This is a genomic window from Piscinibacter gummiphilus, from assembly GCF_002116905.1.
Lineage (GTDB): Bacteria > Pseudomonadota > Gammaproteobacteria > Burkholderiales > Burkholderiaceae_C > Rhizobacter > Rhizobacter gummiphilus.
The window spans coordinates 2,314,102-2,338,803 of sequence record NZ_CP015118.1 but is presented as its reverse complement, the minus strand read 5'-3'; the positions used below and the strand labels follow the sequence as shown (position 1 = coordinate 2,338,803).

At 68.6% G+C, this 24,702-nt stretch carries 8 protein-coding genes; 5 read left to right on the top strand and 3 right to left on the bottom strand.

Going from position 1 to position 24,702, the window contains the following annotated elements:
• Positions 1-90: 90 nt before the first annotated feature.
• Entirely contained in the window at positions 91-378 is a 288-nt protein-coding gene (locus A4W93_RS10535) for a hypothetical protein (RefSeq protein ID WP_085750566.1), read from the top strand.
• Here A4W93_RS10535 and pgeF read toward each other — a convergent pair.
• From pgeF to A4W93_RS10520, 3 genes are read right to left on the bottom strand one after another with little or no spacing between them, the layout of a single operon-like run.
• Positions 307-1,068: a peptidoglycan editing factor PgeF gene (pgeF, locus tag A4W93_RS10530; protein ID WP_085750565.1), complete on the bottom strand. Its 762-nt coding sequence runs from the start codon at positions 1,066-1,068 to the stop codon at positions 307-309. The two genes, A4W93_RS10535 and pgeF, sit on opposite strands and share 72 nt — an antisense overlap.
• Complete coding sequence (gene maiA / locus A4W93_RS10525; protein WP_085750564.1) at positions 1,065-1,706, bottom strand: maleylacetoacetate isomerase; 642 nt, start codon at positions 1,704-1,706, stop codon at positions 1,065-1,067. Before maiA ends, pgeF begins: the two co-directional genes overlap by 4 nt.
• Positions 1,707-1,722: 16 nt before the next feature.
• A complete protein-coding gene (locus A4W93_RS10520) occupies positions 1,723-2,430 on the bottom strand; it encodes a fumarylacetoacetate hydrolase family protein (protein WP_085750563.1) in 708 nt (235 codons plus the stop codon).
• Positions 2,431-2,501: 71 nt separating this feature from the next.
• Between A4W93_RS10520 and A4W93_RS10515 the strand changes: the two genes are divergently transcribed.
• From A4W93_RS10515 to A4W93_RS10500, 4 genes are all read left to right on the top strand, one after another.
• Positions 2,502-3,047: an NUDIX hydrolase gene (locus A4W93_RS10515; protein WP_085750562.1), complete on the top strand. Its 546-nt coding sequence runs from the start codon at positions 2,502-2,504 to the stop codon at positions 3,045-3,047.
• A 16-nt stretch (positions 3,048-3,063) separates the two neighbouring features.
• The gene (locus A4W93_RS10510) at positions 3,064-5,322 is read left to right on the top strand and encodes a type I secretion system permease/ATPase (RefSeq protein ID WP_085750561.1); all 2,259 of its coding nucleotides are present in this window, start codon (positions 3,064-3,066) and stop codon (positions 5,320-5,322) included.
• Entirely contained in the window at positions 5,319-6,797 is a 1,479-nt protein-coding gene (locus A4W93_RS10505; protein ID WP_085750560.1) for an HlyD family type I secretion periplasmic adaptor subunit, read from the top strand. The genes A4W93_RS10510 and A4W93_RS10505 overlap by 4 nt, the downstream gene beginning before the upstream one ends.
• A 316-nt stretch (positions 6,798-7,113) precedes the next feature.
• Positions 7,114-24,486 carry an immunoglobulin-like domain-containing protein gene (locus A4W93_RS10500; protein WP_157131630.1) on the top strand — a complete coding sequence of 5,791 codons (17,373 nt, stop codon included), beginning with the start codon at positions 7,114-7,116 and terminating at the stop codon, positions 24,484-24,486.
• Positions 24,487-24,702 lie beyond the last annotated feature (216 nt).

Here is a 24,702-nt window from a genome sequence, read left to right as displayed (position 1 = left end):
CGCGGTTCTTCACAGGTCTCCTTCGTGCACACGGATGACGGACACTCGACTCGACCCATTCTCGCCCTAAAAACGTGTCACCGGAATCCCATGCACATCATCACGATCGCCTGGTTGTTTGTCACTGTGATGATGGCCCTCGCGGAAGCCACGAGCCCGCAGGGCACCGTGCTCGGCGCCCTGTTCACGTTCCTGCTGTACGGCGCGCTGCCGCTGTCGATCGTGCTGTACCTGATGGGCACGCCGGCCCGGCGCCGCGCACGCAAGGCGGCCGAAGCCGAGGCCGACGCGGCGGCCCTGGCGGCGTCAGCGGTCGATCCAGGCCGCCGCGGCCATGCGGCCGGTGACGCCGTCGCGGCGGAACGAAAAGAACCGTGAGGTGTCCTCGACGGTGCACCAGGTGCCGCCGCTGATGGCGGTGACACCGGCGGCCGCGAGCCGCCCGCGCGCGAGGCGCGGCAGGTCGGCCAGCCACTTGCCCGGACGCAGCGGCGCAAAGCATGCGGCCACGGCCGTGTCGCCGGCGGCCCCGAAGGCCTCGAGCACGTCGGGGCCCACCTCGAAGCGGCGCGGACCGATGCAGGCGCCCAGCCACACCGACACTTCATCGGGCCCGCAGACCGCCGCGGCGCACACCTCGCGCAGCGTCGCCTCGAGCACGCCGCCGCACAGCCCGCGCCACCCGGCATGGGCCGCGCCCACGGCCCGGCCTTCCGGCGCGGCGAACAGCACCGGCAGGCAGTCGGCCACGAGCACCGTGCACGCGAGGCCCGGTTCGGTGGTGACGCTGGCGTCGGCCTCCTCCACCGTGGCGTTGGAGGCGGCGTGCGATGCCCCGAGGCGCAGCACGCGTGTCCCGTGCACCTGTTTCAGGAACACGGGCGCGGCGCCGCCGGTGGCGGCACGGAAGATGGCGCGGTTGCGCGCGACGACCGCGGGGTCGTCCCCCACGGCCGTGCCGAGGTTCAGGCGGTCGAACGGGGCCGTGCTCTGCCCGCCCGCGCGGGTGCTCATCAGGCCCTTCGCGCCCGGGGCCGTCCAGTCGGGCTGCAGCCAGTCGGGGTTCATGCCTGCGCGTCCGGGCACGCGGACGGCTGGGCCTTCGCGAAGGCGTCGAGGGTCATGCAGTGGTCGGCGATGCGTTTCACGGTGGGCACGTGGTCGAGCCGGCAATCCATCCGGCGGGCGTTGAAGATCTGGGGCACGAGCACGATGTCGGCCAGCGTGGGCGTGTCGCCGTGGCAGAAGCGGCCGGTGGCCGGGCTGCCGGCCAGCTGGGCCTCGACGGCCGCGAGGCCGTCCTCCACCCAGTGGCGGTACCACGCGTTCTTGGCCTCGTCGTCGACCCCGAGGGTCTTGACGAGGTACCGCAGCACGCGCAGGTTGTTGAGCGGGTGGATCTCGCAGGCCACGTCGAGCGCCAGGCCCCGCACCCGGGCCCGCCCCGCCGGGTCGGCCGGCAGCAGCGGCGGCTCGGGGTGGGTCTCGTCGAGGTACTCGACGATGGCCAGGGACTGGGCGACCGTCAGGTCGCCATCCTTCAGCAGCGGGATCAGGTGCGTGGGGTTCAGGTCGGCGAACGGCGCCTGCAGCTGCTCGTTCTTCAGCAGGTGCACCGGGAGGTAGTCGTACGCGAGCCCCTTGAGCTCGAGCGCGATGCGCACCCGGAACGATGCCGACGAACGGAAGTAGCTGTAGAGCTGCACGCCACCGTCCGCGGGATCAGCGTTCGACCAGCTGGACGCGCAGGCTCCCCACGCCGTCGATGCGCGCGGCGAGCACGTCGCCCGGCACGACCTTGGCCACGCCTTCGGGCGTGCCCGTGAAGATCAGGTCGCCCGGGGCCAGGTCCCAGGCCTGCGACACCTTCGCGATGATCTCGGGCACGCTCCAGATGAGCTTGCCGATCACGCTGTGCTGGCGCTTGGCGTTGTTGACGTCGAGCGCGATGGTGGTGGCCGCGCTCAGGTAGCACTCGGACGCCGCGCGGATCGGGCTGATGGGCGCGGACTCGTCGAAGCCCTTGCCGGTGCACCAGGGGCGGCCCAGCTTCTTGGCCTCGCCCTGCAGGTCGCGGCGGGTCATGTCGAGGCCCACGGCGTAGCCCCAGACGTGGTCGAGGGCCTGCTCGGGGGCGATGTCGCGGCCGCCCTTGCCGATGGCCACGACCAGCTCCACCTCGTGGTGCAGGTCCTTCGTGAGGCCGGGGTAGTGCATGGTGCCGGTCTCGCCTTCGCGCACCGGCAGCACGGCGTCGGCCGGCTTCATGAAAAAGAACGGCTCCTCGCGGCCGCTGCCGCCCATCTCGATCTGGTGGTCGACGTAGTTGCGGCCCACACAGTAGATGCGGCGGACGGGGAACGTGGCTTGGGGATCGGTGCCCGCGACCGGGACGGTGGCGAGGGGGGGCGGGGTCAGCACATGGCTCATGGGGTACGGCCTCGGGGAACTGCGGAAAGGATGTCGGCGATGATGCCATGGGCGGCGCTACACTGCCCGCCATGTTCCAGTTGCGCAGCATCAAGCATTGCAAGGCCTGCGGGTCGCCCACGGAGTACCGCGTTCCGCCGGACGACTCGCTGGAGCGCGCCACCTGCACCGTGTGCGGCACCATCCACTACGAAAACCCGCTCAACGTGGTGGGCACCCTGCCCGTCTGGGGCGACCGGGTGCTGCTGTGCAAGCGCAACATCGAACCCCGCTTCGGCCTGTGGACGCTGCCGGCCGGCTTCATGGAACTGCAGGAAACGACCGAACAGGGCGCCGTGCGCGAGACGGTCGAGGAAGCCGGCGCGCGGGTGGAACTGCAGGGGCTCTACACGCTGCTGAACGTGGTGCACGTGGGCCAGGTTCACTTCTTCTACCGCGCCCGCCTGCTCGACACCGATTTCGCCCCGGGCCCCGAGACCATCGAGGCCCGCCTGTTCTCGGAAGAGGAAGTGCCCTGGGACGAACTGGCGTTCCGCACGGTGCGCGAGACGCTCAAGCACTTTTTCGCCGACCGGAAACGGGGTCAATACGAATTGCTTTGTGCCGATATCCGTTGAGCATTAGGCTTCAACGATGACGGCACAACAAGGTCAACAAGGTCCGACACACCCCGCCACGCCGGGGGGCTCCGCGCCCCCACCCTCGGCGACGGCCGTCCCGCCGGTCACGGCCGACGCCGCCACCCAGCGCCTGCGCGAAGACCTGATCCACCCCGACCCCCTGCTCGACTGCCTGGTCGAGGTCTGCCGCCTCACCGGTCGGGCCGCGTCGCGCGCCTCGCTGTCGGCCGGGCTGCCCCTCGGGGCCAGTGGCAAGGCCCGCCTCACGCTCGAACTCGCCGAACGTGCCGCCGCCCGCGCCGGCATGTCGGCCAAGCTGCAGCGCCTGGCGCTCGCCGACATCGACACGGCCGCCCTGCCCGCCATCCTGATCCTGAAGGACAGCCAGGCCTGCGTGCTGCTCGGCTGGAACGCCGACCACACCGAGGCCCGCGTGCTGCTGCCCGAGACCGGCCAGGGCTCGGTGGGCATCGGGCGCGATGCGCTGGCCGAACGATTCACCGGCGTCGTGCTCTTCGTGCGGCCGCATTTCCGCTTCGACGCCCGCACGCCGGAAGTGCGCTCGGTGCGCAACAAGCACTGGTTCTGGAGCGCGGTGCTCGAACAGCGCTTCGTCTACCGCGACGTGCTGTGGGCCGCGCTGCTCGTCAACTTCTTCGCGCTGGTGTTCCCGCTGTTCTCGATGAACGTGTACGACCGCGTCGTGCCCAACAACGCCATCGAGACGCTGTGGGCCCTGTCGGTGGGCGTCGTGCTCATCATGTGCGCCGACCTGTTCATGCGCCTGCTGCGCAGCCACTTCGTCGACGAGGCCAGTGCCCGCATCGACGTGCAGATCTCGGCCCGCCTGATGGAACGCGTGCTCGGCATGCGCCTCGAGAACCGCCCCGAGTCGGTGGGCTCGTTCGCCTCGAACCTGCGCGGCTTCGAGCAGGTGCGCGACTTCATCGCGTCCAGCACCGTGACGGCCCTGATCGACCTGCCCTTCGCGCTGCTCTTCATCATCGTGCTGGCCTGGATCTCCCCGTGGCTCGCGGTGCCCGTGCTGGTCGCCTTCGCGGTGATCCTCGTGATGGGCTACGTGCTGCAGCACCGCCTGCACGAGTTGTCGCAGACCACGTACCAGGCCTCCGCCCAGCGCAACGCCACGCTGATCGAGAGCCTGACCGGCATCGAGACCATCAAGTCGCTGGGCGCCGAGGGCGTGATCCAGGGCCGCTGGGAACGGGCCAACGTGTTCCTGTCGCGCACCAACGTGCGCATGCGGGCGCTGTCGTCCACCGCCAGCTACACCACCGGCTGGCTCACGCAGGCGGTCACCATCTCCATCGTGATCATCGGCGTGCACCTGATCGGCCTGCGCGACCTGACCATGGGCGCGCTGATCGCGTCGTCCATGCTCGCGGGCCGCGCGCTCGGACCCGCCGGCCAGATCGTGGCGCTGCTGATGCAGTACCAGGGCGCACGCACCGCGATGGAGTCGCTCGACAAGATCATGGAGCGCCCGGTCGAACGGCCGGCCGACGAAAACTTCATCCAGCGCCCGCAGCTGCGCGGCGACATCGAGTTCCGCAACGTCAAGTTCTCGTACCCGGGCCGGCAGGACGTCGCGCTCGAGGGCCTGTCGTTCAAGGTGGCCGCCGGTGAACGCGTGGCCCTGATCGGCCGCGTCGGCTCGGGCAAGTCCACCATCGAACGACTCATCATGGGCCTGTACCAGCCCACCGAGGGCGCCGTGCTGATCGACGGCATCGACCTGCGCCAGCTGGACCCCGCCGACGTGCGCCGCAACCTCGGCTACGTCTCGCAGGACGTGACCCTCTTCTACGGCACGCTGCGCGACAACATCACCTTCGGCCTGCCCTACGCCGACGACAGCGCCGTCGTGGCCGCCGCCGAACTGGCGGGCATGACGAGCTTCATCTACCGCCACCCGCGCGGCTTCGACATGCCGGTGGGCGAGCGCGGCGAATCGCTCTCGGGCGGGCAGCGCCAGGGCATCGGCCTCGCCCGCGCCGTGCTGCACAACGCGCCCATCCTGCTGCTCGACGAACCCACGAGCGCGATGGACTTCTCCACCGAAGCCCAGATCACGCAGAACATCACCAAGTTCGCCGAGAACAAGACCGTCGTGCTGGTCACGCACCGCACCTCGCTGCTGGCGATGGTCAACCGAGTGATCGTGATCGACGGCGGCAAGATCGTCGCCGACGGCCCGCGCGACCGGATCATGGAAGCCTTGTCCACGGGGCGCATCGCGCGAGCCGCATGAACGAGCCCGTCCCCACCCCCTCCGCCGCCCCCGAGGGCCGCACGAACAGCGCGCTGATCCGCGCCGGACGCGGCGTGCTGGCCGTGCTCGAGAAGGTGCGCGTGCTGATCGAGCCGCTCACCCGCCGCCTGTTCGGCGCCTCCGCCGCCACGGACCCGGCCGCCCAGCAGGCGGGCTTCCGCAGTTTCGAGCTGGAGGCCGACGGGCTGATGTCGCGCGCCGAGACCCACCGCGCGCAGAAGATCGTGCGCTCGGCCGTCGTCATCATCGCGCTGCTCGTGGTGTGGGCCGGCCTCGCCAAGGTCGACGAGGTCACCCGCGGCGACGGCAAGGTGGTGCCCTCGCGCCAGCTGCAGGTGCTGCAGGCGCTGGACGGCGGCGTGGTGTCCGAGATCCTCGTGCAGGAAGGCCAGGTCGTCGAGGCGAAGCAACTGCTGCTCAAGATCGACGAGACCCGCGCCACGTCCGGCGTGCGCGAGAGCAATGCCCAGGGCCTCGCGCTGCGGGCCCGTGCCGCCCGCCTGCGCGCGCTGGCCGAAGACACCGCGTTCAAGCCGCCCGAGGTGCCGGCCGACGACGTCGAGGCGCAGCACATCCTGCTCGGCGAGCAGCAGCTGTACGAGGCCAAGCGCTCGGAGCTGAACACCCTGCTGTCCATCAACGCCCAGCAGCTGTCGCAGCGCCAGCAGGAACTCGCGGAGATGCGTTCGCGCAAGGTGTCGGCCGACCGGGCGCTCGACCTCGGCCAGCAGGAACTCACGAAGACCCGCCCGCTGCTCTCGAGCGGGGCCGTCTCCGAGGTGGAAATCCTGCGCCTGGAGCGTGACATCGCCCGCTCCCGCGGTGAATCGGAACAGGCCACGGCCCAGATCGCCCGCGTGCAGGCCTCCATCGGCGAGGCCCAGCGCAAGGCCCAGGAGACCGAGATCCAGTTCCGCAACGACGCCCGCAAGGACCTGGCCGACACGCTCGGCAAGCTCAATGCGCTGAACGAAGGAGCCGTGGCCCTCACCGACAAGGTCGACAAGTCGCAGGTGCGCTCGCCGGTGCGCGGCCGGGTGCAGCGGCTGCTCGCCAACACCGTGGGCGGCGTGGTCACCCCGGGCAAGGACATCGTCGAGATCGTTCCGCTCGACGACGAACTGGTGCTCGAGGCCCGCATCGCCCCGAAGGACATCGCCTTCATCCGTCCGGACCAGGACGCCCTGGTGAAGTTCACCGCCTACGACTTCTCGATCTACGGCGGCCTCGACGCGAAGGTGGAGAACATCAGCCCCGACACGGTGGTCGACGAGAAGGGCAACGCGTTCTACAGCGTGCGGGTGCGCACCACGCGCACCAATTTCAGCGAGAAGATGCCCATCATTCCGGGCATGACGGCCGAGGTCGACATCCTGACCGGCAAGAAGACGGTGCTGTCGTACCTGCTCAAGCCGGTGCTCAAGGCCAAGGCCTACGCGCTCCGCGAGCGCTGATTGCCAGCATGCCTTGCCGCCGCGCCACCCCCGGCGCGGCGTGATACCGATCACGAATATCCCCATGCTTCGCCCGAATCGGGCGCCGGGGGTTATGCCGTGAATCCGCCTCAAGTTTCCCGCAGGCCCGTCGATATACCGTTCGGGAGGCTTGCGCACGGAAAAAAGCCGACATGTCGCCCATCGCCTATTGCACTGCGGCAATGGGGTTCCGGTGATTCTGTTCACGGAAAAGCCGGTTTCTCGGGCACATAAGGAAACCCCAGTTCCGGTATTCTCGGATTCATTCTGAGCAGTACTTTGCCGAGGTTTTCCCATGCCCACTCTTCTCCAAACCGTCAATGGCACCGTGACCGGCCTCTGGGGGGGCACGGCGATGGTCCGCAAGGCCGACGGCAAGATGCATGTGCTCCAGATCGGGGAACGCGTCGAGAAGGGTGATGTCATCCTCACGACGCAGGACGGCATCGTCCAGCTGACCCCGGAAGAGACTCCCGCGCCGGTGGCTGCGGCCGCGCCCGACACCGACCTCGACCGGGTCATCGCCGAGATCGACAACCCCACCGAAGAAACCGCCCCCGCGGCCGGCCTGGCCGGTGGCGACGGCGGCGACATGCAGCCCGGCCTGCGCGTCGACCGCATCTCGGAAGGCACCACGCCGGCGTCGTTCAGCCAATCGTTCGAAGCGACGCCCGCCACGTTCCCGCCCGTGACGCCCACCACCGCGGGTTCCACGGCCGCGGCCGATCCCGCGCCGGCGCCCTCGCCCACGCCGGCCCCGCCTCCGGCGCCCGTCGATGCCTCGATCAGCCTCACCGCGTCGGCCCCCACGGTGACCGAAGGCGGCAGCCTCGTCTACACGGCCGTCGTCAACCAACCGGTCACCGGCTCGGCGCTGGTCATCAACCTGTCCAACGGCACCACCATCACGATCCCCGTGGGCCAGACCTCGGGCACCTCGGCCGCGGTGCCGGTGCGCGCCGACGACGCCTATGCCCAGAACCCCGACACGGTCAGCGTGTCCGTCACCGGCACGTCCGGCGGCAGCTTCGGCACCGTCACCCCGGGCCAGCCGGCCGTGAGCACGGTCGTCGACGACGCCGATGTCACCACGGTCAGCGTCTCCGCCTCGTCGGCCACCGCGGCCGAAGGCGGCTCGGTGACCTACACCGTCGCCGTGAACAACCCGGTCACGGGCAGCCCGCTGGTCGTGACGCTGTCCAACGGCCAGACCATCACCATCCCCGTGGGCGCCAGCTCGGGCACGGGTGCGCCCTTCCCCGTGCGCGGCGACGACGCCTACGTCCAGGGCGACCGGCCCCTGAACGTGTCCGTCACCGGCACCACCGGCGCCAACTACGAGGCCGTGGCCATCGGCGGCAGTGCCACCACCACGGTCACCGACCAGGCCACCACCACCACGGTCACGCTGACGGCCTCCGCGGCATCGGTCGCCGAAGGCGGCAGCGTCGTCTACACCGCCACGCTGTCGAACCCGGTCACCGGCTCGCCCGTCGTGCTGACGCTGTCGAACGGCCAGACCATCACCATCGCCGTGGGCGACAGCTCGGGCAGCAGCGCACCGTTCGCGGTGCGCGGTGACGATCCGTACGTGCAAGGCACGCAGACGGTCACGGTCGGCGTGGGCTCGGCCACCGGCGGCAACTTCGAGCAGCTGGACACCACGTTCTCGAGCGCGTCCACGCAGGTCGCCGACAACGGCACTGCCACCACGCTCACGGTGACGGCCTCCGCCAGCACCATCACCGAAGGCGGTTCGCTCACCTACACGGTGACGCTCAACAACGCCGTCACGGGCGCGCCGCTCGTGGTGACCCTGTCCAACGGCCAGACGATCACCATCCCGGTGGGCGCCAGCTCGGCCACCGGCCCGGCCATCGCCGTGCGCGCGGACGACGCCCACGCCCAGGGCAGCGTGGACACGGTCGTGTCCGTCACGGGCACCAGCGGCGGCAACTTCGAATCCGTGACGTCCACCGCGGCGGCCACCACCACGGTCGTCGACGACAACGACGTCACCACGCTCACCCTCACCCCGTCGGCCGCCACCGTGACCGAAGGCGGGTCGATCGTCTACACCGTCACGCTGAGCAACGCCGTGCAGGGCTCGCCGCTGACGTTGACGCTCTCCAACGGCCAGACGGTCACGATTCCCGTCGGCCAGACCACGGGCACCACCGCCCCGTACGCCGTGCGCGCGGACGACGCCTACCAGCAAGGCGACGAGCCGCTCGACGTGACCGTCACCGGCAAGTCCGGCGGCAACTTCGAGTCGCTCGACACCTCCGGCACCGCCTCCACCGTCGTTCGCGACGATGCCGACGCCACGGTCGTCACGGTGACGCCGTCGGCCACCACCGTCGCCGAAGGCGGATCGATCAGCTACACCGTCTCGGTCAACCACGAGGTCAAGGGTTCGGACTTCACCGTCACGCTGTCCAACGGCCAGACCATCACGATCCCCGTGGGCCAGAGCTCGGCCACCGGCCCGGCGATCGCCGTGCGTCCGGACGATGCGCAGGCGCAGGGCAACGTCGACACGGTCGTCAAGATCGACGACACCTCCGGCGGCAACTTCGAGGCGGTGGACAAGACCTCCACGGCCACGACCACCGTCACCGATGGCGGTGCGGACACCACGCTGACGATCACCCCGTCCGCGGCCAACGTCACCGAAGGTGGCTCGATCACCTACACCGTCACGCTGAGCAACGCCGTCGCCGGCACGCCGCTCACGCTCACGCTGTCCAACGGCCAGACCGTCACGATCCCGGTCGGCCAGACCACCGGCACGACGGCCCCGTACGCCGTGCGCGCGGACGACTTCTACCAACAAGGTGACGAGACCCTCGACGTGACGGTCTCCGGCAAGTCCGGCGGCAACTTCGAATCGCTCGACACCACGGGCACGGCCACCACCACGGTGTCCGACGACGCCGACCAGACCGTCGTCACCGTCACGGCGTCCGCCGGCACCATCGCCGAGGGCGGTTCGCTGACCTACACGGTCTCGGTGAACCACGAGGTCAAGGGCTCCGACTTCGTCGTCACCCTGTCCAACGGCCAGACCATCACGATCCCCGTGGGCCAGAGCTCGGCCACCGGTCCCGCCATCCCCGTGCGTCCGGACGACGCCCAGGCCCAGGGCAGCCTCGACACGGTCGTCAAGATCGACGACACCTCGGGCGGCAACTTCGAGGCCATCGACAAGACCTCTACCGCGACCACCACCGTCACCGACGGCGGCGCTCCGACGACGCTGACGATCACCCCGTCCGCGGCCAACGTCACCGAAGGTGGCTCGATCACCTACACCGTCACGCTGAGCAACGCCGTCGCCGGCACGCCGCTGACGCTGACCCTGTCGAACGGCCAGACCGTCACGATCCCCGTGGGCCAGACCACCGGCACCACCGATCCGTACGCCGTGCGTGCGGACGACTTCTACAAACAAGGCGACCAACAGCTCGACGTCACCGTCACCGGCAAGACCGGTGGCAACTTCGAGTCGCTGGACACCACTGGCACCGCGACCTCCGTCGTGCACGACGACGCCGACCAGACCATCGTCACGGTCAAGGCGTCCGATTCGATGATCGCCGAGGGCGGTTCGCTCACGTACACCGTCTCGGTCAACCACCCGGTCACCGGCACGCCGTTCGTCGTGACGCTCTCCAACGGCCAGACGATCACGATCCCCGTGGGCCAGAGCTCGGCCACCGGACCGGCCATCGACGTGCGCCCTGCCGATGCCCAGTCGCAAGGCAACGAGACCACCGTCGTCAAGATCGACGACACGTCCGGCGGCAACTTCGAGGCCGTCGACAAGACCTCCACCGCGACGACCGTCGTCACCGACAGCGGCGTCATCACCTCGCTGACCATCACGCCGTCGGCGACATCGGTCACCGAAGGCGGTTCGATCGTCTACACCGTCACGCTGAGCAACGCCGTCGCCGGCTCGCCGCTGACGCTCACCCTCTCGAACGGGCAGACCGTCACGATCCCCGTGGGCCAGACCACCGGCATGACGGACCCGTACGCGGTCCGTGCCGACGACGTCTACCAGCAAGGCGACGAGGCGCTGGACGTCACCGTCACCGGCCACACCGGCGGCAACTTCGAGGCGCTCGACACGGATGGCACGGCCTCCAGCACCGTCCGCGACGATGCCGACGAGACCATCGTCACCGTCACGCCGTCCGCCGGCACCATCGCCGAAGGCGGCTCGCTGACCTACACGGTCTCGGTGAACCACGAGGTCAAGGGCTCCGACTTCGTCGTCACCCTGTCCAACGGCCAGACCATCACGATCCCGGTGGGCCAGAGCTCGGCCACCGGCCCGGCGATCGCCGTGCGTCCGGACGACGCGCAGGCCCAAGGCAGCGTGGACACGGTCGTCAAGATCGACGGCACGTCCGGCGGCAATTTCGAAGCCATCGACAAGACCTCCACCGCGACCACCACCGTCACCGATGGCGGCGCCCCCACGACCCTGACGATCACCGCGTCCGCGGCGAACGTCACCGAAGGCGGCTCGATCGTCTACACCGTCACGCTGAGCAACGCCGTCGCCGGCACCCCGCTGACGCTGACCCTGTCGAACGGCCAGACGGTCACGATCCCCGTCGGCCAGACCACGGGCACCACCGATCCGTACGCCGTGCGTGCGGACGACGTCTACAAGCAAGGTGACGAACAGCTCGACGTGACGGTCTCCGGCAAGTCCGGCGGCAACTTCGAGTCGCTCGACACCACGGGCACGGCCACCACCACGGTGTCCGACGACGCCGACCAGACGATCGTCACCGTCACCCCGTCCGCCGGCACCATCGCCGAAGGTGGCTCGCTGACCTACACCGTCTCGGTGAACCACGAAGTCAAGGGTTCGGACTTCACCGTCACGCTGTCCAACGGCCAGGTCATCACGATCCCCGTGGGCCAGAGTTCGGCCACCGGCACGGCGATCGCCGTGCGCCCGGACGATGCGCAGGCGCAGGGCAACGTCGACACGGTCGTCAAGATCGACGACACCTCCGGCGGCAACTTCGAGGCGGTGGACAAGACCTCCACGGCCACGACCACCGTCACCGATGGCGGTGCGGACACCACGCTGACGATCACCCCGTCCGCGGCCAACGTCACCGAAGGTGGCTCGATCGTCTACACCGTCACGCTGAGCAACGCCGTCGCCGGCACGCCGCTGACGCTGACGCTTTCGAACGGCCAGACGGTCACGATCCCGGTCGGCCAGACCACCGGCACCACCGATCCGTACGCGGTGCGCGCGGACGACTTCTACAAGCAAGGCGACGAACAACTCGACGTGACGGTCTCCGGCAAGTCGGGCGGCAACTTCGAGTCCCTCGACACCACCGGCACCGCCACCACCGTCGTGCACGACGATGCCGACCAGACGGTCGTCACCGTGACGCCGTCCGTGTCGACCGTGGCAGAAGGCGGCACGATCAGCTACACGGTGTCCGTCAATCACGAGGTCAAGGGCACCGACTTCGTCGTCACCCTCTCGAACGGCCAGGTCATCACGATTCCCGTCGGCGAAAGCTCCGTCACCGGCCCGGCCATCGCCGTGCGTCCGGACGACGCGCAAGTCCAGGGCAGTGTGAACACCGTCGTCAAGATCGACGACACCTCGGGTGGCAACTTCGAAGCCATCGACAAGACGTCCACCGCGACCACCACCGTCACCGACGGCGGCGCTCCGACGACGCTGACGATCACCCCGTCGGCGGCCAACGTCACCGAAGGCGGCTCGATCGTCTACACGGTCACGCTGAGCAACGCCGTGGCCGGCACGCCGCTGACGCTCACGCTGTCCAACGGCCAGACCGTCACGATCCCGGTCGGCCAGACCACGGGCACCACCGACCCGTACGCGGTGCGCGCGGACGACTTCTACAAGCAAGGCGACGAGACCCTCGATGTGACGGTCTCCGGCAAGTCCGGCGGCAACTTCGAGTCGCTCGACACCACGGGCACGGCCACCACCACGGTGTCCGACGACGCCGACCAGACGATCGTCACCGTCACCCCGTCCGCCGGCACCATCGCCGAAGGCGGTTCGCTGACCTACACCGTCTCGGTGAACCACGAAGTCAAGGGTTCGGACTTCACCGTCACGCTGTCCAACGGCCAGGTCATCACGATCCCCGTGGGCCAGAGTTCGGCCACCGGCCCGGCGATCGCCGTGCGCCCGGACGATGCGCAGGCGCAGGGCAACGTCGACACGGTCGTCAAGATCGACGACACCTCCGGCGGTAACTTCGAGGCGGTGGACAAGACCTCCACGGCCACGACCACCGTCACCGATGGCGGTGCGGACACCACGCTGACGATCACCCCGTCCGCGGCCAACGTCACCGAAGGTGGCTCGATCGTCTACACCGTCACGCTGAGCAACGCCGTCGCCGGCACGCCGCTCACGCTGACGCTGTCCAATGGCCAGACCGTCACGATCCCCGTCGGCCAGACCACGGGCACCACCGATCCGTACGCCGTGCGTGCGGACGACGTCTACAAGCAAGGTGACGAGACCCTCGATGTGACGGTCTCCGGCAAGTCCGGCGGCAACTTCGAGTCCCTCGACACCACCGGCACCGCCACGACAGTGGTGCACGACGATGCCGACCAGACGGTCGTCACCGTCACGCCGTCGGCCGGCACCATCGCCGAAGGCGGCTCGCTGACCTACACGGTCTCGGTGAACCACGAGGTCAAGGGCTCGGACTTCACCGTCACGCTGTCCAACGGCCAGGTCATCACGATCCCCGTGGGCCAGAGTTCGGCCACCGGCCCGGCGATCGCCGTGCGCCCGGACGATGCGCAAGCCCAGGGCAATGTCGACACCGTCGTCAAGATCGACGACACCTCGGGCGGCAACTTCGAAGCCATCGACAAGACCTCCACGGCCACGACCACCGTCACCGACGGCGGCGCCCCGACGACGCTGACGATCACCCCGTCGGCCGCCAACGTCACCGAAGGCGGTTCGATCGTCTACACCGTCACGCTGAGCAACGCCGTCGCCGGCACGCCGCTCACGCTGACGCTGTCGAACGGCCAGACCGTCACGATCCCCGTGGGCCAGACCACGGGCACGACAGCGGCCTACGCCGTTCGCGCGGACGACTTCTACAAGCAAGGCGACGAGACCCTCGATGTGACGGTCTCCGGCAAGTCCGGCGGCAACTTCGAGTCCCTCGACACCACCGGCACCGCCACGACCGTCGTGCACGACGACGCCGACCAGACGGTCGTCACCGTCACGCCGTCCGTGTCGACCGTGGCCGAAGGCGGCACCATCGCGTACACCGTCTCGGTGAACCACGAAGTCAAGGACACGCCTTTCTCTGTCACGCTGTCCAACGGCCAGACGATCACGATCCCGGTGGGCCAGAGCTCGGCCACCGGCCCGGCCATCGCCGTGCGTCCGGACGATGCGCAAGCCCAGGGCAATGTCGACACGATCGTCAAGATCGACGACACCTCGGGTGGCAACTTCGAAGCCATCGACAAGACGTCCACCGCGACCACCACCGTCACCGACGGCGGCGCTCCGACGACGCTGACGATCACCCCGTCGGCGGCCAACGTCACCGAAGGCGGCTCGATCGTCTACACGGTCACGCTGAGCAACGCCGTCGCCGGCACCCCGCTGACGCTCACGCTGTCCAACGGCCAGACCGTCACGATCCCGGTCGGCCAGACCACGGGCACCACCGATCCGTACGCGGTGCGCGCGGACGACTTCTACAAGCAAGGCGACGAGACCCTCGATGTGACGGTCTCCGGCAAGTCCGGCGGCAACTTCGAGTCGCTCGACACCACGGGCACGGCCACCACCACGGTGTCCGACGACGCCGACCAGACGATCGTCACCGTCACCCCGTCCGCCGGCACCATCGCCGAAGGCGGTTCGCTGACCTACACGGTCTCGGTGAACCACGAGGTCAAGGGCTCGGACTTCACCGTCACGCTGTCCAACGGCCAGACGATCACGATCCCCGTGGGCCAGAGCTCGGCCACCGGCCCGGCGATCGCCGTGCGTCCGGACGACGCGCAGGCCCAGGGCAGCCTCGACACGGTCGTCAAGATCGACGACACCTCGGGTGGCAACTTCGAAGCCATCGACAAGACGTCCACCGCGACCACCACCGTCACCGATGGCGGCGCCCCCACGACCCTGACGATCACCGCGTCCGCGGCGAACGTCACCGAAGGCGGCTCGATCGTCTACACCGTCACGCTGAGCAACGCCGTCGCCGGCACCCCGCTGACGCTCACGCTGTCCAACGGCCAGACCGTGACGATCCCCGTCGGCCAGACGACGGGCACGACCGATCCGTACGCCGTGCGTGCGGACGACTTCTACAAGCAGGGTGACCAGCAACTCGACGTCACGGTCACCGGCAAGACCGGCGGCAACTTCGAGTCGCTCGACACCACCGGCACCGCGACCACCACGGTCCACGACGACGCCGACCAGACGATCGTCACGGTGACGCCGTCGGTCACCACGGTCGCCGAAGGCGGCACCATCAGCTACACCGTCTCGGTCAATCACGAGGTCAAGGGCTCGGACTTCACGGTCACCCTGTCCAACGGCCAGGTCATCACGATCCCCGTGGGCCAGAGTTCCGTCACGGGCCCGGCCATCGCCGTGCGTCCGGACGATGCGCAAGTCCAGGGCAGCGTCGACACCGTCGTGAAGATCGATGGCACGTCCGGCGGCAACTTCGAAGCCGTCGACACGACCTCCACCGCCACGACCACCGTCACCGATGGCGGCATCGCCACGACGCTGACGATCACCCCCTCCGCCGCCAACGTCACCGAGGGCGGCTCGATCATCTACACGGTCACGCTGAGCAACGCCGTCGCCGGCACGCCGCTGACGCTGACCCTGTCGAACGGCCAGACCGTGACCATCCCCGTCGGCCAGACGACTGGCACGACCGATCCGTATGCCGTGCGCGCCGACGACGTCTACAAGCAGGGTGACCAGCAACTGGACGTGACCGTCACCGGCAAGACCGGCGGCAACTTCGAGTCGCTCGACACCACCGGCACGGCGACCTCCGTCGTGCACGACGATGCCGACCAGACGGTCGTCACCGTGTCGCCGTCGGTCACCACCGTGGCCGAAGGTGGCACCATCACCTACACCGTCTCGGTGAACCACGAGGTCAAGGGCACCGACTTCACGGTCACGCTGTCCAACGGCCAGACCATCACGATCCCCGTCGGCCAGAGCTCGGCCACCGGCCCCGCCATCGCCGTGCGCCCGGACGATGCACAGGCTCAGGGCAACGTCGACACCGTCGTCAAGATCGACGGCACGTCGGGCGGCAACTTCGAGGCCGTCGATGCGACCTCCACGGCCACCACCACCGTCTCGGACGGTGGCGCTGCAACGACGCTGACGATCACCCCGTCCGCCGCGAACGTCACCGAAGGGGGCTCGATCACCTACACGGTCACGTTGAGCAATGCCGTGGCCGGCACCCCGCTGACGCTGACGCTGTCCAACGGACAGACCGTCACGATCCCCGTCGGCCAGACCACGGGCCACACCGATCCGTACGCCGTGCGTGCGGACGATTTCTACAAGCAGGGTGACCAGCAGCTCGACGTGACCGTCACGGGCAAGTCCGGTGGCAACTTCGAGTCGCTCGACACCACCGGCACCGCGACCTCCGTCGTGCACGACGACGCCGACCAGACCATCGTCACGGTCAAGGCCTCCGACACGGTGATCGCCGAAGGCGGTTCGCTGACCTACACGGTCTCGGTGAACCACCCCGTCACGGGCACCCCGTTCGTCGTGACGCTCTCCAACGGCCAGACGATCTCGATCCCCGTGGGCCAGAGCTCGGCCACCGGCCCCGCCATCGACGTGCGTCCCGCCGACGCCCAGTCGCAAGGCAACGAGGACACCGTCGTCAAGATCGACGGCACCTCCGGCGGCAACTTCGAGGCCGTGGACACCACGTCCACCACGTCCACCACCGTCACCGACAGCGGCGCCATCACCACGCTGACCCTCACGGCTTCGGCCGCGAACGTCACCGAAGGCGGCTCGATCGTCTACACCGTCACCCTGAGCAACACCGTCCAGGGCACGCCGCTGACACTGACGCTGTCGAACGGCCAGACCGTCACGATCCCGGTGGGCGAGAACCACGCCTCCACCGGCGCGTACGCCGTCCGCGCAGACGACTTCTACAAGCAGGGCGACCAGCAACTCGACGTGACGATCACCGGCAAGTCCGGTGGCACGTTCGAATCGCTGAACACCGCAGGCACCGCGACCACCGTCGTGCACGACGATGCCGACCAGACGGTCGTCACCGTCACGCCGTCGGCCGGCACCATCGCCGAAGGCGGTTCGCTGACCTACACGGTTTCGGTCAACCACCCGGTCACCGGCACCCCGTTCGCCGTCACGCTGTCCAACGGCCAGACGATCTCCATCCCCGTGGGCCAGAGCTCGGCCACCGGCCCGGCCATCCCGGTGCGTCCGGACGATGCGCAAGCCCAGGGCAACGTCGACACCGTCGTGAAGATCGACGGCACGTCGGGCGGCAACTTCGAGGCCGTCGACACGACCTCGACCGCCACGACCACCGTCACGGATGGCGGCGTCGCCACGACGCTGACGATCACCCCGTCCGCCGCGAACGTCACCGAAGGCGGCTCGATCATCTACACCGTCACGCTGAGCAGCGCCGTCGCCGGCACGCCGCTGACGCTCACGCTGTCCAACGGCCAGACCGTGACGATCCCCGTGGGCCAGACGACGGGCACGACCGATCCGTACGCCGTGCGTGCGGACGACTTCTACAAACAAGGCGACCAACAGCTCGACGTCACCGTCACCGGCAAGACCGGTGGCAATTTCGAGTCGCTCGACACCACCGGCACGGCGACCTCCGTCGTGCACGACGATGCCGACCAGACGGTCGTCACGGTCACGCCGTCGGCCGGCACCATCGCCGAAGGGGGCTCGCTGACCTACACCGTGTCCGTCAACCACCCGGTCACCGGCACCCCGTTCGTCGTGACGCTGTCCAACGGCCAGACGATCTCCATCCCCGTGGGCCAGAGTTCGGCCACCGGCCCGGCCATCCCGGTGCGTCCGGACGATGCGCAAGCCCAGGGCAACGTCGACACGGTCGTCAAGATCGACGACACCTCCGGCGGTAACTTCGAGGCTGTCGACAAGACCTCCACGGCCACGACCACCGTCACCGATGGCGGTGCGGACACCACGCTGACGATCACCCCGTCGGCGGCCAACGTCACCGAAGGCGGCTCGATCGTCTACACCGTCACGCTGAGCCACGCCGTCGCCGGCACGCCGCTGACGCTCACCCTGTCCAACGGCCAGACCGTCACGATCCCTGTCGGCCAGACCACCGGCACGACGGCCGCCTACACCGTCCGCGCGGACGACTTCTACAAGCAGGGCGACCAGCAGCTCGACGTCACCGTCACCGGCAAGTCCGGCGGCAACTTCGAGTCGCTGAACACCACCGGCACCGCGACCACCGTCGTCCACGACGATGCCGACGCCACGGTCGTCACCGTGACGCCGTCGGTCACCACCGTCGCCGAAGGCGGCAGCATCACCTACACGGTCTCGGTCAACCACGCCGTCACCGACACGCCGTTCTTGGTCACGCTGTCCAACGGCCAGACGATCACGATCCCGGTGGGCCAGAGCTCGGCCACCGGCCCGGCCATCGCCGTGCGTCCGGACGATGCGCAAGCCCAGGGCAATGTCGACACGATCGTCAAGATCGACGACACCTCGGGTGGCAACTTCGAAGCCATCGACAAGACGTCCACCGCGACCACCACCGTCACCGACGGCGGCGCTCCGACGACGCTGACGATCACCCCGTCGGCGGCCAACGTCACCGAAGGCGGCTCGATCGTCTACACCGTCACGCTGAGCAACGCCGTCGCCGGTTCGCCGCTCACGCTGACGCTGTCCAATGGCCAGACCGTCACGATCCCCGTCGGCCAGACCACGGGCACGTCCGATCCGTACGCCGTTCGCGCCGACGACTTCTACAAGCAGGGCGACCAGCAGCTCGACGTCACCATCACCGGCAAGTCCGGTGGCAACTTCGAGTCGCTCGACACCACCGGCACCGCCTCCTCCGTGGTGCACGACGACGCCGACGCGACCATCGTCACCGTCACGCCGTCGGCCACCTCGATCGCCGAAGGCGGCGCCCTCACCTACACAGTCTCGGTCAACCACGCCGTCACCGGCTCGCCGTTCGCGGTGACGCTGTCCAACGGCCAGACGATCACGATCCCGGTGGGCCAGAGCTCCTTCACCGGCCCCGCCATCGCGGTGCGTGCGGACGATGCCTATGCGCAGGGCAACGTGGACACCGTCGTGTCCATCACGGGCACCTCGGGCGGCAATTTCGAGGCGGTGACCACCACGTCCACCGCCACGACCACCGTCACCGACGACAGCGACATCACCCGCATCAGCCTCACCGGCGACGCGTCGGTGACCGAAGGTGGCACCGCCCACTACACGCTGTCGCTGACCAACCCGCCGACCAGCACGGTGACGGTCACGCTGACCTACTCCGGCACGGCCGCCAACGGCGTCGACTTCACCGGCCAGACGACCGTCACGATCCCGGCGAACTCGTCGAGCGTGAACTTCGACATCGCGACCATCGACGACACGCTGATCGAAGGCGCCGAGAACTTCACCGTGACCATCGGTGGCGCCACGGGCGGCGGGTTCGAGCAACTCGCGGTCAACCCGGCCAGCAGCGCCGTCACGACCACGATCGTCGACAACGACTTCCCGTCGCTGTCGGTCTCGAGCCCGACCGTCGCGGAGTCCATCCCGTTCATGGTGTTCGAGGTCAAGCTGAGTGCCCCGGCACCCACCGACACCACCGTCAACCTCACCCTCGCCAACGGCACGGCCGTCGGCGGCGGCGTCGACTACGGCTCGACCACGGCCAACAACCTCCAGATCTCCACCGACGGTGGTCTGACCTGGAAGAACGGCACGACCTACACCTTCCCGGCCAACGGCGCGACGTCGGTGCTGGTGCGCACGGCGGTCATCAACGACTCGATCGACGAGGCCAACGAGCAGTTCTCGCTGACGGCCACCGTCACGGCCGGCACGACGTCCAACCCGGACGCCACCGGCACGGCCACGATCCTCGACAACGACCCGACGATGTCCATCGCGCCGATCTCGGTGAACGAGGACGCGGGTTTCGCCGTGTTCGAGGTCAAGCTGAGCCATGGCTCGCCGTCGACCACCACCGTGGGCCTGGCACTCGGCAACGGCACCGCCACCGGCGGCGGCGTGGACTTCGGTTCGACCACCGGCACCAACCTGCAGGTCTCGACCGACGGCGGCCAGACCTGGACCAACGCCACGTCGGCCACGTTCGCCGCGAACAGCACCTCGGTGCTCGTGCGCACGCCGATCGTCAACGACACGGCCTACGAGGGCAACGAGACCTTCACGCTGACCGCCACCCGGACGGGCGGCAGCACGGCCAACGCGTCGGTCCAGGCCGTCGCCACCATCGTCGACAACGACACGGCCACCCCGGTGCTCGACCTGGACGGCAACAATTCGAGCGGCGCCACGGGCGCGAACTACGCGGTCACGTTCACCGAAGGCCAGGGCGGCAGCGGTGTGTCCATCGCCGACACGGACATGACGATCACCGACGCCGACAGCACGACGATGGCTGGCGCGACCATCACGCTGACGAACCGGATGGACGGAGACGCCCTGAATCTCGGCAACGACGTGGGCGGCGTCCGTGTCACCAACACGGTCAACAACTCCGGCTCGATCGTCATCCAGATCTCGGGAAGCGGCACCCTCGCCCAGTACATCGAGCGCATCCGCAACATCACGTTCACCAACAGCAGCGACAACCCGAGCGACACGCCGCGCGTCATCACCGTGACGGTGACCGATGGCGTGAACACCAGCAACCTCGCCACCACCACCGTCAACGTGGTGCCGGTGAACGACCTGCCGGAGGGCCGCGACGTCACGCTGACGACCAACGAGGACACGCGCCTCACGCTGTCGCTCGCCAACTTCCAGATGAACGACAAGGAAGACGGCAACAACGTCAACCCGACCACGGTGCGCATCGACACGCTGCCCACCAACGGCACGCTGTACCTGAACGGCGTGGCCGTGACGCAGGGCGCCATCGTGACGGCCGCCCAGATCGCCGGGAACCAGCTCACGTTCGTGCCGAACCCGGACGACAACGGTGCGAACTACTCGAAGTTCACCTTCAGCGTGGGCGATTCGAACGGCGGCTACGACACCGTGCCGAACACGGTGACCTTCAACGTCAACGCCGTCAGCGACGGCACCCCTGTGGCCGTGGCGGACCAGTTCCGCACGACCCTCGGCACGCCGATCATCCTGACGAAGGCGCAGCTGCTCGCCAACGACACGCTGCTCGACCACGCCCGCATCACGTCCGTCAGCGCGGGCACGGGCGGCACGCTCGTGACCAACGCCGACGGAACGTACACCTTCACTCCGAGCGCGGCCGGCAACGGCACGTTCACGTACACGCTGACCGACGACGACGGCCAGACGAGCACCGCCACGGTGACGATCGCCACGTCGCAGGCCCGCGACGACTTCGCCACCGTGCATGAAAGCGCGCTGACCGGCGGAACGGGCGGTGGCACCACGGTGGCCACCGGCTCGCTGATCGCGAACGACACGGGCGCCACGTCAGTGTCCTACGTCAAGTTCGGCGGCACCACGTACAACATCGCGAGCGGCGGCTCGGTCACGATCGACAGCCCGCTCGGCAAGCTCGTGGTGCAGTCCGACGGCACGTACACCTACACGCTCGAGACCAACGCGAACAACAACACCGCCGCCACCAACCTGTCCGTGGCGGAGGACTTCACGTACAAGCCGAACAACGGCAACGAAGCGGTGCTGCACGTCGACATCGTCGACGACAAGCCGCAGGTCGCGGACCACACCGTGAGCGTCTCCCAGGTGCCGCTGCCCACGTACAACCTCGTGCTGGTGCTCGACATCTCCGGCAGCATGACCACCACCGCCTACGGCGGCCTGGTGCGCAGCGTGGACGCCAACGGCAACCAGACCGGCACCACCACCCGCTTGGCCATGGCCAAGGCCGCGCTGATCGAACTGGTGGAGCAGTACTACAGCCAGGCGCAGACGGTCTCGGTCAAGCTCGTCACGTTCTCGAGTTCGGCGTCCATCGTGAACCCGAACAACGTCGCGTACACCACCCTGGCGCAGGTGAAGGCAGCGATCAACGGCATCACCGGCACCACGAGCGGCGGCACCGACTACGAAGCCGCCCTCGCCAAGGCCCAGGAGGCCTACGGCACCGTCAACACGAACGTCAAGAACACCACCTACTTCCTGTCCGACGGAGCGCCTGGTGAAGGCAACACCGCGGCCCAGACCGCGATCTACAACGCGTTCACGGCACAGAACGGCGTCCAGTCGTATGCCGTCGGCATCGGCACCGGCATCTCGAGCACCACGGCCCTCGACAACATCCACAACGTGGACGCCGACGGCAGCGGCACGAAGGACGGCGCGGTGCTCGTCACCGACCTGAACCAGCTGAGCTCGTCGCTGCTGGCCACCGTGCCGCCGGCCTATGGCGGCAACGTGGTGTCCACGTCGGGCAGCGCGATCGGCAGCGCCTTCGGCGCCGACGGCGGCCAGGTGGTCACGATGACCATGACCCTCGCCGGCAAGGTGGTCACGTTCACCTACGACGCGGCCAACAACCGGATCTCGCAGAGCGGCACCACCACCACGATCAGCGGCGACATGCTCACGCTGAACAGCACCAACGGCTTCACGAAGGGCACGCTGCTCTTCAACTTCACCACCGGCAACTACACGTACTACACCAACGGCACGGCCGCGAACGGCGAGAGCTTCACGCTGACCTTCACCGCGAAGGACGGCGACGGCGACGTCACGGCCCCCACGAACCTGAACTTCGTGATCGCCAACGGCGCCCCCATCGCCCGCCCCGACACCGACACGCTGGACATCAACCAGTCGCACCTCGAAGGCAACGTGATCACCGGCGCCGGCACGGACGGCGGCCTGGCCCTGGGCAGCGGCGTGGCAAGCTTCTCCGCGAGAGGCGACGGGGTCGACAACGCCGTCGACAACGCGCAGGTCTCGAGCATCAGCTTCAAGGGGCAGACGTTCAACCTGCTCGTCAACAGCACGGGATCGGGCACCGGCTACACCTACGTCATCGCGAACGGCCAGCTCACCTGGACCGGTTCGGGCACGGCCAATGCCGGCAGCAAGCTCGTCTTCAGCAAGACGGGCTACTACGACTACACCCCGCCCACCGCGGCGCTGACGGACACGCCGCACAAGGCGGCGGTGACCAACTCGTACACCAGCGCCATCAACAACAACGCGAACGGCGTGGCGATCACGGCCTTCCAGCAGAACGGCTCGGTCGGCACCGTCGTGCTCAACAGCGGCAGCGGCACGAGCGGCCTCGGCGTTTCGGCGAACAACTCGGCCAGCAGCCTCGCGGCCCTGGAGCGCCTGGTGTTCACCTTCTCGCAGTCGTCGCACCCTCAAGGCGTGCAGGGCGTGAAGTTCAACATCGCCACGGGCAGCAACCTCGACAATGCGACCGCCATCGTCAGCGCGCTGACGTACACGATGTACGACGTGGCCGGCGTGCTGCTGGGCCAGTTCGTCAGCTCGGCCGAAGGCACCGTCACGCTGCCCACCGAGTACGGCAACATCGGCCGCATCGAGGTCGAAGCGAACAGCCCGGCCACGGCCTACATCTCGGGCCTGACGTTCGAAAGCATCAACGTCGACAACGCCGCCACGGCGGTCGAGCCCACGGTCATCGGCTACACGCTGACCGACACCGACAACCAGAGCAGCAGTTCGACGCTCACGCTCAACGTGATCTCAAACAACCTGTTCGGGACGGACGCCAGCGAAACCATCACGGGCACCGCAGCCAACGACCACATCCAGGGCGGCGCCGGCAACGACACGCTCCACGGCGGTGCGGGCCACGACATCCTCGAGGGCGGTCTCGGCAACGACATCCTCAACGGGAACGACGGCAACGACATCCTGCGCGGCGGCGAAGGCAACGACACGCTCGACGGCGGCAACGGCAAGGACATCCTGGTGGGCGGCAAGGGCAACGACTTCCTCACGGGCGGCGCCGACTCCGACGTCTTCCGCTGGGAGTTCGCGGACCAGGGCGTCAAGGGTGCCCCGGCCGTCGACACGGTGACCGACTTCAACAACGCCGCGGCCTCCGCCGGTGGCGACGTGCTCGACCTGCGCGACCTGCTGCAGGGCGAAACGTCGCTCGGCGCGGCCACCGGCAACCTCACCAACTACCTGCACTTCGAGACGTCGGGCAACACCACGACGATCCAGATCAGCACGACGGGCGGGTTCTCGGGCGGCTACAACGCCGGCGCCGTGGACCAGGCCATCAAGCTGAGCGGCGTGGACCTGACGGTGGGTGGGGCGTTGAACACGGACCAGCAGATCATCCAGGACCTGCTGAACAAGTCCAAGCTCATCGTGGACGGGAATTGAGCCCCCCAGTCGGCTGGCGCCTCCTGCCCCCGAGGGGCGCCCCGGGTCGCCCGGGGGACCCGGGCTCGCGGGTGGCTTGATGGGTCGGCGTCGCTGCGCTCGCCTCTCCGCGAGCGCGCGGTCGCTTCGGGGCATTGCTCGCTTCGCGAGCTCGCCCCCTGCTCGCGGTCACCCCGGCGGACGCCGGGGCCCACTGCCTGCATGTGCGCAGCGGCC

Coding starts and splice junctions, on each gene's coding strand:
- A4W93_RS10535 (WP_085750566.1), top strand. CDS start 91: ATGCACATCATCACGATCGCCTGGTTGTTTGTCACTGTGATGATGGCC.
- pgeF (WP_085750565.1), bottom strand. CDS start 1,068: ATGAACCCCGACTGGCTGCAGCCCGACTGGACGGCCCCGGGCGCGAAG.
- A4W93_RS10520 (WP_085750563.1), bottom strand. CDS start 2,430: ATGAGCCATGTGCTGACCCCGCCCCCCCTCGCCACCGTCCCGGTCGCG.
- A4W93_RS10515 (WP_085750562.1), top strand. CDS start 2,502: ATGTTCCAGTTGCGCAGCATCAAGCATTGCAAGGCCTGCGGGTCGCCC.
- A4W93_RS10510 (WP_085750561.1), top strand. CDS start 3,064: ATGACGGCACAACAAGGTCAACAAGGTCCGACACACCCCGCCACGCCG.
- A4W93_RS10505 (WP_085750560.1), top strand. CDS start 5,319: ATGAACGAGCCCGTCCCCACCCCCTCCGCCGCCCCCGAGGGCCGCACG.
- A4W93_RS10500 (WP_157131630.1), top strand. CDS start 7,114: ATGCCCACTCTTCTCCAAACCGTCAATGGCACCGTGACCGGCCTCTGG.